At 29.7% G+C, this 15,510-nt stretch carries 10 protein-coding genes; all 10 read left to right on the top strand.

The annotated features are described in order from the left end of the window. The first annotated feature begins 23 nt into the window (after positions 1-23). The 10 genes from ACWXVN_RS00155 (at position 24) to ACWXVN_RS00110 (ending at position 15,466) form a co-directional block, all read left to right on the top strand. Positions 24-1,028 carry an ECF transporter S component gene (locus ACWXVN_RS00155; protein ID WP_438341726.1) on the top strand — a complete coding sequence of 335 codons (1,005 nt, stop codon included), beginning with the start codon at positions 24-26 and terminating at the stop codon, positions 1,026-1,028. A gap of 2,290 nt (positions 1,029-3,318) precedes the next feature. After that, entirely contained in the window at positions 3,319-5,817 is a 2,499-nt protein-coding gene (locus ACWXVN_RS00150) for a valine--tRNA ligase (protein WP_455978963.1), read from the top strand. An 818-nt stretch (positions 5,818-6,635) separates the two neighbouring features. Beyond that, positions 6,636-6,851: a DUF2188 domain-containing protein gene (locus ACWXVN_RS00145; RefSeq protein WP_455978722.1), complete on the top strand. Its 216-nt coding sequence runs from the start codon at positions 6,636-6,638 to the stop codon at positions 6,849-6,851. After that, positions 6,851-7,726: a bifunctional 5,10-methylenetetrahydrofolate dehydrogenase/5,10-methenyltetrahydrofolate cyclohydrolase gene (locus ACWXVN_RS00140; RefSeq protein WP_455978721.1), complete on the top strand. Its 876-nt coding sequence runs from the start codon at positions 6,851-6,853 to the stop codon at positions 7,724-7,726. The genes ACWXVN_RS00145 and ACWXVN_RS00140 overlap by 1 nt, the downstream gene beginning before the upstream one ends. Before the next feature lie 85 nt (positions 7,727-7,811). Then, a complete protein-coding gene (locus ACWXVN_RS00135) occupies positions 7,812-9,188 on the top strand; it encodes a glycine--tRNA ligase (protein ID WP_455978720.1) in 1,377 nt (458 codons plus the stop codon). Further along, a complete protein-coding gene (gene dnaG / locus ACWXVN_RS00130) occupies positions 9,175-11,103 on the top strand; it encodes a DNA primase (RefSeq protein ID WP_455978719.1) in 1,929 nt (642 codons plus the stop codon). Before ACWXVN_RS00135 ends, dnaG begins: the two co-directional genes overlap by 14 nt. Beyond that, a complete protein-coding gene (locus ACWXVN_RS00125) occupies positions 11,090-12,631 on the top strand; it encodes an RNA polymerase sigma factor (protein WP_455978718.1) in 1,542 nt (513 codons plus the stop codon). Before dnaG ends, ACWXVN_RS00125 begins: the two co-directional genes overlap by 14 nt. Position 12,632: 1 nt before the next feature. Then, complete coding sequence (locus ACWXVN_RS00120; RefSeq protein WP_455978717.1) at positions 12,633-13,412, top strand: Nif3-like dinuclear metal center hexameric protein; 780 nt, start codon at positions 12,633-12,635, stop codon at positions 13,410-13,412. A gap of 52 nt (positions 13,413-13,464) precedes the next feature. Beyond that, on the top strand, positions 13,465-14,643 hold the full coding sequence (locus ACWXVN_RS00115; RefSeq protein ID WP_455978716.1) for a potassium channel family protein: 1,179 nt from the start codon (positions 13,465-13,467) through the stop codon (positions 14,641-14,643). After that, positions 14,636-15,466 carry a deoxyribonuclease IV gene (locus ACWXVN_RS00110; protein WP_438341735.1) on the top strand — a complete coding sequence of 277 codons (831 nt, stop codon included), beginning with the start codon at positions 14,636-14,638 and terminating at the stop codon, positions 15,464-15,466. The genes ACWXVN_RS00115 and ACWXVN_RS00110 overlap by 8 nt, the downstream gene beginning before the upstream one ends. The last annotated feature ends 44 nt before the right edge of the window (positions 15,467-15,510 follow it).

Genomic DNA, 15,510 nt, shown 5'->3' with positions numbered 1-15,510 from the left:
AAATTATTGAGAAAGGAGAAAATATGGATAAATTGCCAGGTGGAATTCGTCACTATCTAAGTTGACTAAGAGCACAAACTGACATCAATTTTAGTAAATGAAATTCTAAAAAAATTGCCTTTGTTGGAGTTTTAATTGCAATTAGTGTTGTGTTTTTTATCATTAGTGTGCGAATTGTACCAATAAGTGCTTTACCAAGTTTTAAATTCTCTTTCATAGGTTTACCAGTGAAAATTACTGGATTTTTGTTTGGACCTTTCATCGGAGCAATTACTGGTGTTTTGGCTGACTTAATATCTTTTGCGCTAATTCCCACTTACTACAATGTTTTATACACAATTGCAGTTGCAGTAGCGGGAATTGTGCCTGGAATTACTGCTTGATATTACTTTAATGTGGGAGGACTACTTTTCTCTAATCGTTATCGTATTTATCGCTTAAAGCAAATTATTGATTACTTTAATCTTCGTCAACAAGAAGCAATCAATAAAGAAGATTTAGATCAAGCACAATATTTTTCCGAAAAAGTCGCTTATTATGAAGTAAAACTAATTTTAGTTGAATCTAAATCTAAACCATATGGATTAATTAATTTTGCTTATTTTTCAACAATGATTATTCTAGCAGTGCAAATCTTGATCATTTTTGCAATCTTCGCTAGTTTATCTGACACAATTTTTGCTAACAACCGTTGAATTAAAAGTAAATGATTCTATATTTTAATAACTACTGCTGGATTCGCCACTATGATGGTAGGTGTAACAATATATCGTTTAGTGTTACGAAGAAAATATCAACGTTTCATTGATATGATGGCCATTGTTTCTTTCTGTGCTATCTTAGAATTTTTGAACGTTTTATTACTTTCTTGAGGGGACACAATGTCTCTAAAAGTTGATTTTTGAGTCAACTTAACTTCTCATACTCTATTGAGTCCTGTCAAAATTTGATTTAATCTTTCTGTCATTTATGCAACTTATACTATCGTTTCACCTTTAATCCAAAAAAGGGAAGTAACTGGTTTCTAACATGGAAAGTTATTCAAAAAAGAAAACTTTCTTACAAGCAATAAGATTAGGTCAAATTTCGCAAAATAAACAATCAATTGATGTTAACGACATCAATTTTTCTCTTTATCCTAATCAAATTCTTTCTATCATTAACACTAACAAAAATACACAAAATGCAATTTTCGATATGTTAATTGCATCACGCAAAAGTAAAAATAACAATTTAGGTTTTTTAGTGTTTAATGATAATTTCATATTCAGTAAAACATCACTGAAACAACAATGAAAAAATTATCGTCATTTTTTAGGTTGGGGCTTCCGAGACACTTGAAATAATACTGACACAAAAACTAAACTAATTGATTACCTTTATCAATATTTTATTGACAGCGACACTCACAAATTTAATTCCGAAGATTTTCTAAAAGACTGAAAAAACGTTCTTGTTGAGTACCAAACAGCTTTATCTATTAACAGAAAACAAATAGAAGTTGAATACTACAATGATTTAGAAGAGTTATTTAATAGCTTCTTTTCTACACTTAATACTTCGACTGCACAATTGAAACAAAACAGTACTGAATATTTGACTGAGTTTTTTAATCTTGCAAATAATTTTCTAATTCAGCACTTAAATTTAATTACTAAGACTGAAAAAAATATTATTGAAACTTATGTTAGTTATCAAGAACGTTATCGTGAAGGAAAATTATTTCTCAATTACCAAGAAATAAATAATTTACGGCAAGAAAGAAATGATTTCATCAGCGAGCATACAAGTAATGATGATTCGGATAATTACAAAACTAATGTCGATCAACTACTCAAGTTAGTAAAAACGAAGAAAACAAATAACAAACAAGCAAAACATGTTGTTTTAAAATTTATTAGTGATTTAAAAATAAAAGTTAAATTTTATAAAAATAAGTATTTGGAAACAACTAAAAATCTAGAAGCATTTATTTATTTTTATAAAAAATATTATGCTAATAAACTGATGCTAAAAATTTTGCTATTTCACTATCGTTTAATTACTCGTTTGAGTCCGCAAAATTTAGAATTGTTGTTACTAGAAATTAATGCTAAATTAAATGCAGCAGGTGCTTTAGTTCTTTTCTATCGAAACAATTCACAAAGAAAAGACTTAATTAAAAATATCAAAAAACAAGTTGAAGATGTCGTAAGTTTAAGCTTTAAATCTTTCAAGAGCGATTACAAATCACAACAAAAAGATTATTATGCTAATTTTTTTAGTCGTTTAAGCAATCTTTTCAATATTAGTGGTTTGATTAGTAGTAGCGAGAAAGTGAATTTTTCAACTAAAGATCGCTTAAAACTAAGACGTTACGACTTTTTATTAAATGAACTAAACTTAAATAACCGCTGAAATCGTGAAACTACTCTCAAAGAAATTTCATTCAAAGAAAAACAGATTGAAAATCAGTTGTTTTTAGTTAAAAATAATGTTCGTAAGCAAGCTAATCAATTTAATAATTTAATTAAAAACTTCAATAGTGAAATTTTGAAAATCAATCGTTTGCAACCAAGTTTACCTTGACTTTTAGATATCAAACCGAAAGCCAAATATTTAAATTATTTAGATGATAAATTAAAACAATACCATCTTGATTTAAACAAGTTATTAAATGTTATTACTTATAAATCAGAAGTTAGTTCATCTTCAGTTTTATTATTTTTATTCAAACAGTATCTATACAATGTTTTGTCAGTCTATGATTTAAAAGCAAACATTTTAGAGCGCAGTGTGGCGAATTTAGATGAAACGACAATTGCAAAAATTAGAGTTGCAAACATTTTTAGTAAAAATCCTAAAGTTATCATCATCGGTAGTGAAATAAATAAGTTTAGTGCTGAAACAAAAGATTGAATTTTAAAAGAAATAAATAAATATGTGTTTGAAAAATCAGCCATGGCAATCTATTTTCTCAATGATATGAATATCGCAGCTAATTTTTCAACCCATTTATTCATAATGCATGACAATATGGTTGTGGAATCTGGTAAAACTTCTTCACTCACACAAAATCCAGTTCACGCCATCACCAAACAATTAATTAACAACCAAAAAGTAATTTTTCAAAATGAACCTAACAAGCAAGTTCAATTATTCAAAATAGACGAAAATCATTCAGTTTATTGCTCGATTAACGAATTTGTAGCTTGAACTAGTCAAAATAGTGAAATTAAAGTCACAAAAAAATTAAAAACTAAAAACATCGTCGATAATAGCATATTAAAAGATACATTAATAATCGATTTAGCAAATAGTAAATATGAAAGGAAAGAAATGGATAAGAATTTTGATCACAAAATCGTTGAAAAAAATCGTTACCAAAAATGACTTGATAAAAAGACATTTCAAAAACACGATGAAGCTAAAAGACCATTTACAATCATTTTGCCACCTCCTAATGTAACGGGACAACTTCACATTGGACATGCTCTTGATACATATATCCAAGACACAATCATTCGTTACAAAAAATTACAAGGATACGATACATTATTTTTACCAGGTACTGATCATGCTGGTATTTCAACACAAGCAAAAGTTGAAGCCATGTTACAAGAACAAGGCAAAAATAAGCACGAAATGGGTAGAGAAGAATTTCTGAAAGTTGTTTGAGAATGAAAAGATAAATATTCAAATATCATTCACGAACAATGAGCAAAATTAGGTTTAGCTTTAGACTATTCTTCAGAGCGTTTTACACTTGACAAAGAAGCTAACGAAGCAGTTCTTAAAGTTTTTATTGACTTATACAACAAAGGAATAATTTATCGTGGTACAAGAGCAATAAGTTGAGATCCAGTTCAAATGACAGCACTTTCTAATGTTGAAGTTTTAAGTGAACCAATTGAACAAAAAATGTATTACATTAAATACCCGTTGCAAGATTCTAATGAATATTTAGAAGTTGCAACAACAAGAATTGAGACATTGCCAAGTGATGTTGCTGTAGCATTTAACCCAACTGATGTTCGTTATCAGAAATTCTTAGGTAAAAACATCTTGCATCCTTTAACTAAAAAACTAATTCCAATAATTTCTGATGACTATATTGATCCTAGTTTTGGTTCAGGAGTAATGAAAGTTAGTGCCCATGCTACAAACGATATTGATATCATTAACAAGAATGGTCTTGAAATCAATGAGTGTATCAATAAACAAGGAAAAATGACTGAACTGGCAGGTGAATTTGCTGGCCTAGATCGTTTTGAAGCAAGGGACAAAATTGCACAAAAACTTGCCGACGAAGGTTATTTAATCAAAGTTGAAAAAACAATTTCTAATGTTGGTTTAAGCGAACGTTCAAAAGCACCAATTGAAATTTTAGTGCAACCACAATGATTCTTAAAAATGAACAAAATGTCACAAAACATTTTAGAAAACATTGAAAAAGAAGATGGAGTAAAATTCTATCCTGAAAGATTTAAAGATGTAATTAAACAATGAATGGAAAATGTTTATGACTGAACTATTTCTCGTCAATTATGATGAGGACACAGGATCCCAGCATGATATAAAGGTGAAGAAATTAAAGTCAGCTTGACTAAGCCAGGAGAAGGTTGAGTGCAAGACGAAGATGTTTTAGACACATGATTTAGTTCGGGATTAGCACCTTTCGTTTTTCTAGGGTGACCACAAAAGACTGAAAAAGTACAACGTTATTTCCCTACTCAAGTTTTAGTAACTGCTTATGATATTATCTTCTTCTGAGTAGCTAGAATGTATTTTATGTCACTAGAATTTATGAATAACATACCTTTTGAACATGTTTTAATTCACGGTCTTTTAAGAGATGAACAAGGACGCAAAATGTCCAAATCATTAGGAAATGGTATAAATCCAATTGAAGTAATTGAACAACATGGTTCAGATGTTTTAAGAATTGCTTTATTATTTAATTCAACTCCAGGTCAGGATATAAATTTTGGTAACTCAAAACTTGACACAGCGAAACTATTTGTTAACAAGTTCTGGAATATTGCTCGTTTGGTTAACAATTTTGAAATCAATAAGTCGACAAACTCAAAATTAGATGCCTATGATGCCTATATTGTTGATAGATTAAATAAATTTGAAGAACAAATCAACATCAACATGGATAAATATGAATTCACTGTTGTTTACAAAGAAATTCAAAAGTTTATAGTAAATGAATTTAGTGGTTGATACTTAGAGTTTGCAAAATTTAAAAACAAATCAACTGTTATCCACAAAATCTTTAAAAAAATCTTGATTTTGATGCAACCATTCTTACCTTTCACAACTGATTATTTATTCGAACAAATGTATAATGAAGACTTATACGAAGCTAAAGTTCCAGTTTTTGATGCAGTAAAAGACACAGCAAAAGCGGAAAAAATGATTGAAATAATCACTGAGTTACGTAAATACCGTGAACAAAAAAATATCTCGAAAGCTAAAACATTATATTTTGCAATTGACTTAAAAATATTGCAAGAAGAAGATTTAAACATAATTTCCAAACTAGCCAATTTTGAATATCAAGCAAATGAAGACACATTAATTCAAGCAAGTGATTTCAAAATATTTGTAGTAATGGATGAAGAAACAAAACAAGCTGAAATTCAACGTCTAGAAAAAATGATTGAACAAAATCAAGTTGATATTGACCATGCCTCAAAAATGTTAAATAATCCAAACTTTATGCAAAGAGCAAAACCTGAAAAAATCGCTCAAGAACAAGAAAAATTAGCAATGTTTGAAGCTAAAAAAACATCATACGAACAAGAGTTAGATAAACTGAAAAACAAATAATGAATAAAAGCGGGGCGATTCCCGCTTTTTTTGATAACCGCATTGAAACTTTTAAGTTTATTTTTTAAGAAAAAAGTCGCATTTCTGCAACTTTAATATGTTATTTTTTCTTTTGACCAATATTTAATTCAAAAATATGATTAGAATCTACTTATAACATTTTTGTTACTTATTGTGAAATATATTGCTGTTCCCAGAGTGATAGCAAATAGTCCTAAAGACAATAAATTTATTGAAAATATTGCATTATTGTATATAGAAGAATGGGAGCTATTTCTTCTAACAAAGACGAAAAACTTTAAATGTTAAGTAAAAAGCAAAAGATTATTAGTTCCTTTTGCTTGAGTGGATAATGAGAATGTGTGTTATTGAACAATGAAATTTTTACCAAAAACCCAAAACAATAGTTTTGGTCGCAATTTTATGCTATATCAGTGTTAGCATTGATTGCGTTTTTGGTATTAATATTTGTGTTGTTAAAAACCAATTACAAAAAATTTCAAATCCATCTTTTGCCACAATAACGCTTCAACAAAGGACAATATTAGCGCTTTTACATCTTTAGTTTTTCTATATGTTAAAAATGACATTTTATAAAGTGGAGAAATTACATTAAGAGCACTTTTTAATGTAAATTAAATTTTTTAAGATTGTGTGTCTTAACATTAGGTTCAGCAATTCAATTTAATTTAAAATTTAGTAAGTAAACAAGAATGGCTAAAGTAAGAACTTCGGTTCTTGCTTTTTAGTATAATTTTTTTGATAACTTACACGTGAAATACTAATATCAATATAAAACTCAGTAAAGGAGTGAAAAAATGGCTGAAGTAGTAAAAAAAGAAGCGTCAACAGTTTACTATGTTGTCAACCATACTGATTCTTTAGGCAACAAAGGTTGAGGTGTCAAGGTTCGTGGTGGAAGAATTCTGAAGCACACTAAGACTCAAAAAGAAGCAATAGACTATGCAAAATCAATAAAAAACTGCGAAACTATTATGCTTCAATCTAAAGAAGGATCATTCAGAAAATTATAATGTCCACAATACTAGATGGTCGAATTATTCGTGACAAGATTAAACAAGATATTCTTGACTTAGCGAAGCAGTATATGGGTAAAATGCCTTCAATGGCCATAATTCAAGTAGGAAACTTATTTGAATCAACTATTTATGTTAATAATAAGATTAACTTTGCCAATCAGTTAGGATTTAAGGCAAAGTTATTTAATTATCCAGATTCTATTCAGGAAAATGAACTAATTGCAGAAATTAGAAAAATTCAAGTAAATTGTGATGGCCTTATTGTTCAATTACCGTTGCCTAAACATATAAATAAGCAGAATGTTTTAGATGCTGTCGACATTGAAAAAGATATTGATGGCTTAAACTCAAAAACTCTTAGCTATTTGGAAAAAAATAACGATGTTTTTTTACCTGCCACTGCACTTGGAGTTGTGTTGCTGATGAAATATTATAATATTGATTTTTACACTCAAGAACTGGGCATAATTGGTCAGTCAAATTTGGTTGGTTATCCATTATATTTGGCACTTAGAAAACATAATTCAAATATCAGTGTTTATACCAAAGAAACACTCAAAAAAGACTGAAATAGACACAAAATTTTAATCGTCGCCACTGGTGTAAAACATTTAATTGATGTGAGTCAAACTAACAGTGAGGCAACAATCATTGACGTTGGTATTCATCGGGATGAAAACAACAAAATAACTGGTGATTGTGACTTTAATTCATTGAATGGTTTTGTTAAAAATATCACTCCTGTTCCAGGCGGTGTAGGACCGATGACAATACTTGCACTTATAATTAATTTAATGAAAGCGTTCGGCTTAAAAAACAAGGAATTTTATAATCATTTCAAACAAATAATTGACTTGGCGAAATTGTAGTTTTTGCCATTTTTTAGTATCCAAAGATAAAATTGGTATAATAATAAAATAATTTATTTTATTAGATTTTTTAATTGGGGTTGTGATGGAGAATAATAAGAAAAATATTGCTGAAATAATTAATCACTTAAAAATCAATGGGTTCGTTTACCAAAACTCGGAAATCTATGGTGGACTTGTTAACACATGAGATTACGGACCATTAGCGACAGCAATGATGAATGTAATCAAGAACAAGTGAATTGATTTTTTCATTAATGAAGAATCAAATAATTTTCAAATTGACTCAAAAATTTTAATGAATCCACTAGTTTGAAAAGCAAGTGGACACTTGGATAACTTTAGCGATTTTTTAATTGAAAACAAAGTAAATCAAAAACGTTATCGTGCAGATCACATTATTAAAGATTTGTTTCCTGAAGTTGATGTTGAAAAGATGTCGAGAGAAGAAATGGAAACATTTATTAAAGAAAAGGTTTCCGTTTATGACAACACTAAGTGTGAATGAAATAATATTCGTTCATTCAATTTAATGTTTAAAACCCAGGCCGGAGTAGTAGAAGGCAGTGCAAGTGATATTTATCTACGTCCTGAAACAGCACAAGGAATTTTTGTTAACTTTAAAAATGTTCTAAGAACAATGCGTCCTAAACTACCTTTTGGAATTGGACAAATTGGTAAAAGTTTTCGTAACGAAATCACACCGCGTGACTTCATCTTCAGAACAAGAGAATTCGAACAAATGGAACTTGAATTTTTCTGCTCAGAAGATCAAAGTATGAACTTTTACGAATATTACATTCAAAAATGTTTTAATTTCGTACTAAAAATGGGTATTAACAAAAATTCTATTCGCATTCGTCCACATGAAGCAGAAGAATTAAGCCACTATTCAAAAGGAACAAGTGATATTGAATTTATGTTTCCATTCGGTTGAGGTGAATTGATGGGAATCGCTAATCGTGGTAACTACGATTTAACTCAACACATTAATTTATCAAAAGAAAATTTGTACTATGTAGATGAAAACGGACAAAAGTCAATACCATATGTTATTGAACCTTCAATTGGTTTAGATCGTTTACTATTAGCAATTTTAGTTGAAGCATATGAAGTAGAAAAAGTTGATACCGATGAAGACAGAGTTATTTTAAAAACTTCATACGATCTTTCTCCATATCAAGTTTGTGTTATGCCATTAGTTAAGAAATTAAATAATGAAGCTGACAAAATTTATCAAATGTTGAGAAAAAATAAAATTAGAGTATCGTGAGAAGAAAGTGGTTCAATAGGAAAAAGATATCGTCGTCAAGATGCAATCGGAACCTATTTTGCAATTACTTTTGATTATGATTCTTTAAACGATAATAAAGTAACTATCAGAAACCGTGACACAATGCAACAAGATCGTATTGATATTGACAAGATTTTAGATTACTTGAATCAATATGCAAGCAAATAATCAAAGTATTTGAAAAGATGTAGTCGATAAAACAAATATTGTCGATGTCATTGGTGAGTATGTAGCATTAACAAAAAAAGGAACTAATTACACTGGTCTTTGTCCCTTCCATGGTGAAAAAACACCGTCATTTGTAGTTAGTGAGAAAAAACAATTTTTCAAATGTTTCGGATGTTCTAAATCCGGAAACGTCATTAAATTTATTGAATACATTGAAAACATTAAACCTTTTGAAGCACTAACAAAATTAGCTAAAAAAGTTAATGTCGATGTATCACAATTCCAAAAATACGAGTATGTAGAAAATTTAACAGATGCTGAATTACTAGCGATAAATAATGATGCATTGAACTTTTTTCAGCGTAATTACCTAAAAGAAAAAAAGAAAAATAACATTTCTTTGGTACAAGCAATCAAAAACCGCCATCTAGAAGATTTAACTTTTGCAAATTTAGAAATTATTAACCATTTCAAAGTGGGTTTTGCTCCCAGTGATATTTCTATTTATGATGAATTAATAAATCGAGGTTATGATGAGCAAAAAATTGTTGAAGCAAGTTTAATTTCATCCCACAACGTAAAGCAAAATTTTTTCAATAATCGAATCATTTTTCCTATTTTTAACGATCAATTGCAATGTGTTGGTTTCAGCGGGAGAACCATTGATGCACATGATGATGTTAAGTATTTAAATACATCAGAAAATAGCATTTTTCACAAAAACAGTTTGTTTTTTAACTGACAAAATGTTAAAAATAACTTGATTCGTGATAAAAAAGTTTATCTAGTTGAAGGACAATTCGATGTCATTGCTTTGTACCGTGTCAAAATAATTAATGCCTTAGCAGTAATGGGTACTGCTTTAAGTTCAAAGCACTTGCAAATGCTAAGAAATTGCCACATTGTTTTGTTTTTTGATGGTGACAAAGCAGGACAAAATGCAACCATTAAGAATTTGAAAATTATTTTACAAAACAAAGAGAAATTCAAACTTAACATTGGCATAATCGAGAATATCACTAAAAAAGATCCTGATGAGCTTTATTTTTCTTTGCCAGGCGGTAAAAATCTTATATCAGTAATTGAAAAAGAAATTTCTTATTTAGATTACATTTACGCTGTAAGTTTTGGCCAAATTGATGCCACTTCTTCATTGGAACAAAAGCAAGAAGCAATCAGTAAATACCAAGATTTTTATCCATTTCTATCTGAAATTGATCGTGAATATATTAGCCAAAAAGCCAAAAATCAATTTCAGGAATTAACTAAAGTTATTGACTTAGCAGAACAAGAAGCACTCAGTCATCAAACTAATTTGGTGACACAAGATGATAATACATACCAATCAAACACTCCACCAGTTATTAGTGATGATTTAATTGAACAAATCAACCGCGAAAACCAATACAATCGATATGAAAATAATAATTCTTTTAGACAATATACGAGAACAAAAGCAAACTCAATTCCGCTGCAACGTGAGACAAAAAAACTAAATCGTTTTTACTCAAATCGAGAAATCACGGAAGCAAAAGTTTTATATCATTGCCTTAAATATCCAGATAAACTGAAATGATTAGTAAAACTTTTTTCTGAAGAACAAAATTTACTTTTAATCATTAATCCTCCTTTTTCAAAGGCAGTCAAAAATCAAATTTTAAGCTTTGCAATTGAATTAATAGAAGTAAAAAAAGAATTAACTTTTGAACAAATTTATTCAGCTATTGAAAATTATTCTTACTGAAACCTAGAAACTAAGCAAGAAATGCTAATTGAAATTGATAAATGTAAAAATATTTATCAAGATTATCACGGTTTTGCAGGTGATGATGAATTTGTTACTACATTTCAACGGGTTGTAAATGACACCAAACAGCGTTCAAAATCGAAAGGATTACGTTATGTCAACAAATAAAGATGAAAAACAAAGTTTAAATAATTTAGTAAAAGGTCTTAAGACTCACTTAGAAAAATTACAAACTAAAAACAAGAAAAAAACCGCCCTTAGTCAAGCGGAAATATTTGAGTTTTTTGATAAAAAGAAAGTCTTTTTAGATGAAGATGTTACAGTTGAGTTATTTGACTTACTAGCAGACGAAGGTTTATTAGAAGATGAGCTAAGTGAAGAAGATTTAGCAGAAGTAACTGAAAATGATTTGCTAAATGATATTAAAAGTGACAAAAAAAATAAAAATAAAAAACAAAGCAAAAAATCACTTGATGACGATGATGAAGAAATAATGAGTGATGATCTAGATGAAGACGGTTTAGATTTTGAAGATGGTGACGATCTAGATGATGAAGACTTTGACGATAGTGATGAATTAAATCTAGACGAATATCACGATGATTCGACTACTCGTGATGAAGATGAAGACAGCGACGAAGATCAAGAAGAAGATGACACAGAAAAATATGCTGATGTTGATTCACACGGTATTTCTTATCTGGATGATGATGAAGAAAATGTTGAAGATCTTTTAAAAGACTATGACGATTATTATGATGAAAGTGAGAGTGATGAGGACACATTATCTAATAATCTAAGTGAAACTAACGATATTGTTAAATGATACATGCGTTGAATTGGAAAATACGGTAAGTTGCTAACTCCAAGTGAAGAAAGAGAATTAGCCGAAACTATGGCTAAAGCAAAGGAAAGTGGTAACAGACGTAAATTCAAAAAAGCGCGTGATACACTGGTTAATCGTAATCTTCGTTTAGTAATCAACAATGCCAAAAAATACAAAAATAGGGGATTATCATTTATCGATTTAATTAGTGAAGGAAATGCCGGAATCTTAAAAGCTGTTGATAAATACGACTACACTAAAGGATTCAAGTTTTCAACATATGCGACTTGATGAATTCGTCAAGCAATCACTCGGGCAGTAGCAGATCAAGCAAGAACTATTCGTGTGCCAGTCCACATGGTTGAAACAATCAACAAAATTATCAAAATTGAAAGAGAATTGCAACAAGAAACCGGAAATGCGCCAACAGATGATGAAATTGCTCGTCGTTATGGTGGCGATATGGATGCTGACAAAGTTCGTTACATTCGTAAAATCAATATCGATCCAATTTCATTAGATAAATCAATTGGTAAAGAAGAAAACTCAAATTTCAGTGACTTTGTTAAAGATGAAAATGTTATTAATCCAGTTGATTTTTCAGCAAAAGAAGAACTTTCAGGAATCATTGATGACATGTTAAGAAAGCATTTAGATGATGATGAAAGAGTCTTAATTCAAAAACGTTATGGTGTGGGAACAGACGAAAATGGTATCCCATATCACGTTCATACACTTGAAGAGTTAGCACGTGAGAAAAATATTTCAAAAGAAAGAGTTCGCCAGCTTGAAACTAAAATTCTTCGTAAACTAAAACACCCACAAAAACGTAAAAAATTAAAAGAGTTTTACCAATCTGAAAGCGAATAAGATGTTAGTTAAAGATTTTGTTTTAAATCTAGCTAAAGAATTGAAAATTGCTGAAGCAGAACCTTGAGATCCTGTTGGTTTTTCAATCTCACCACGAGGAAGAAAGAAATTAACTAATGTTTTAATCACTTTAGACATTGACCAAAATGCCATCGATATAGCAATCAAAAATAACGTTAATTTAATTATTAGTCATCACCCATTCATTTTTTATACAAAAGAAAAAGAATTTGCTTTTTCTCAAGCAAAACAAAAACAGTATGAATTACTAAAACAGCACAAAATTTGCACTTATTCATTTCATACGGCTTTTGATAAAACAAGACAATTGACTGCTAAATCAATAGCTTTAGGACTTGGTTTTGAAGAAAAACAATTTATCAAAAAAACACAAGAAGAATTCGGTGAATTTGTGTTGTTTGTTAAAGCAAATATTGACACAAAAGAATTGATTCAGAAAATAAAAAGACTGAAAATAACACATATTCAAGCCAATTTTGACACTGAAAATCAACAAATCAAAACACTCGCAATCTTCCCGGGTTCTGGTCCTTATTTTGAACTAATTAAAGCAGCTAAGAAAGCTCAAGTTATTGTTTCTTCAGATGCTAAATGAAGCGATTTAGTAGCTTACAAGAATGAAGGTGTAAGACTAATTAATGTTAGTCATAGTCTCGAAGCACAATTTATTAATTCAATGTTACCATTTGTGCAAAAAGTTATAAATAATGAAGGTCAAGTGTTAGTTTCTTGACCGCAAGACTTGCTAAAAAACATTTAGCAAGTTTTTTCTTTAAGAACAAAAAAGCATTCATTTGTAGTATTATTTTTGTATGAATTTAGCAACCAATATTAACACTAAAATGCACAAAACTAATCAGCCCAGAATCACATTTTTGACTGAATGTTTAAGAATTATTGTGTGAAGTGAAGCTAAAATCGCTACTCACTTGAGTGAGTACAAGACGAGAATTAGGATATTACGCTTCATTTATGCACTTTTAATTAGCTTTTCTTGTTTGGTATCGGCCTTATCATTGATTAATCCGTCACCAAGTTTTCGCAATACATATTTAGAAATTGTCAAGTTTTCGCAAATATTTACTTTTTTTGTTTTTATTATTGACTTTGTTTTACACTTTATCACTTATCGTTACCGCAAGTCGATGATAGGTGCTAATTTATGAAAAGCTAAATATGGTTTTGCTATAACATTTTTAGGAATAATTTTATTGATTTGCATTCTAGGTTCAGTACACGTTGTGCAATATTTTGGAGCCGACACTGAATCAATAAAAGGTTTTAATTTCTTCCGTTCACTGAATGTCGCAAGATTTGTGAGATTGTTTTTTATTCTTTCTTTATTTTCACCCTTTGGAATTATTTTGAATGTTTTTCAAAAACAAAAGAGAATTTTGATTGTTGCTTTTGTGATGATAATCATTCTAATTTTGATATTTTCACTAGTTGTCTGAAATAATGAATCTGCTTATCTGAGTCAAAAGCAATACGAATTCTTGCTTCCTGAAATTCGTAAACTATATACCGAAGCACCTTTAACAGTAGTAAGAAATAACTCCAGTCCAGAAACGTTGCAATCAATTGTTTCCACTTGATTCAACAGTAACATTGACACATTCATAAACAGCTTAAAAACTAAAAATGATATCTTGACCTATATGCCACTTTGGTATGAAAAAATTAGTCAAAATGATGATTTCCAAGCCTTAGGAAATGGAGTAATTCAAACATTTTATGATGCATTCTATTTTATGACTATCACTTTAACAACAATTGGGTACGGAGATTTTGCGCCTCACGCTTTTGAGTCTCGAGCAATAGTGATTGTTGTTGCTTTACTAGGAGTTGCAATCATTGCTATTCCTTCTGGAATTGTAGCGGGAGCATTCTTGTCAAATATGCAACAATATTACACAAAAGAACCAGATAACACTGAAAAAGACTCACATAACACTGAATCTAACACACAAAAGGAGACAAGCAATGATTAAATTAGGTAGCCATATTTCCTTTAAATCGCCAGATTATTTAGTTTCTGCTTGTGAAGAATCAATTGCTAATAAAGCAAACACCATGATGATTTATTTAGGTGCACCACAAACCACAAAAAGAGTCGATGTACAGCTATACAATCTAAAAAAATACCAAGAAAAATATTCATCACAAATTAAAGCTGAAGACATCGTAGTTCATGCACCTTACATTGTCAATATTTCAAATCCCGAAAAAGCTTTATTTGGAATTAATTTTCTAGTTCAAGAGATTAATCGGATGAATTATATTGGTGCTAAATACTTAGTTTTACACCCAGGAGCGTCAACAACATTTACTCGTCAAGAATCTTTGGAATGCTTAATTGAGTCATTAAAGAAAATCTTGTCACTAACTAAAGATGTTGTTATATGTTTAGAAACAATGTCAGGTAAAGGAACTGAAGTCTTTATTAATTTTGAAGAAATGAAATATGTTATCAAAACATTGAATGAGTCAAGGATCCAAATGTGTTTAGATACTTGCCACATTTGAGATGCTGGTTATGATATTAAAAATTATGATGATTTCAAAAAACAATTAAAAGACTGAGATTTGTTACAACATATCAAAGTAATCCATCTAAATGACAGTCTAAATGATTTAAATTCCCACAAAGATCGCCATGCTAACATCGACAAAGGATACATTGGACTACAAACACTGCAAAAATTTGTTTTTGACCCAGATTTTGACAACATTCCAATTATTCTTGAAACACCGTGAGTTGACAATAAACCAATTTATGATGAAGAAATTAGTATGCTTCTAAATAAAAAATAGCACTATCAAAATACCTTATTAGGTTATAATATTAAATATTTCAA

The sequence above is a fragment of the Mycoplasma sp. 4044 genome (genome assembly GCF_053851695.1).
This window is presented reverse-complemented; position numbering and strand designations above follow the sequence as displayed.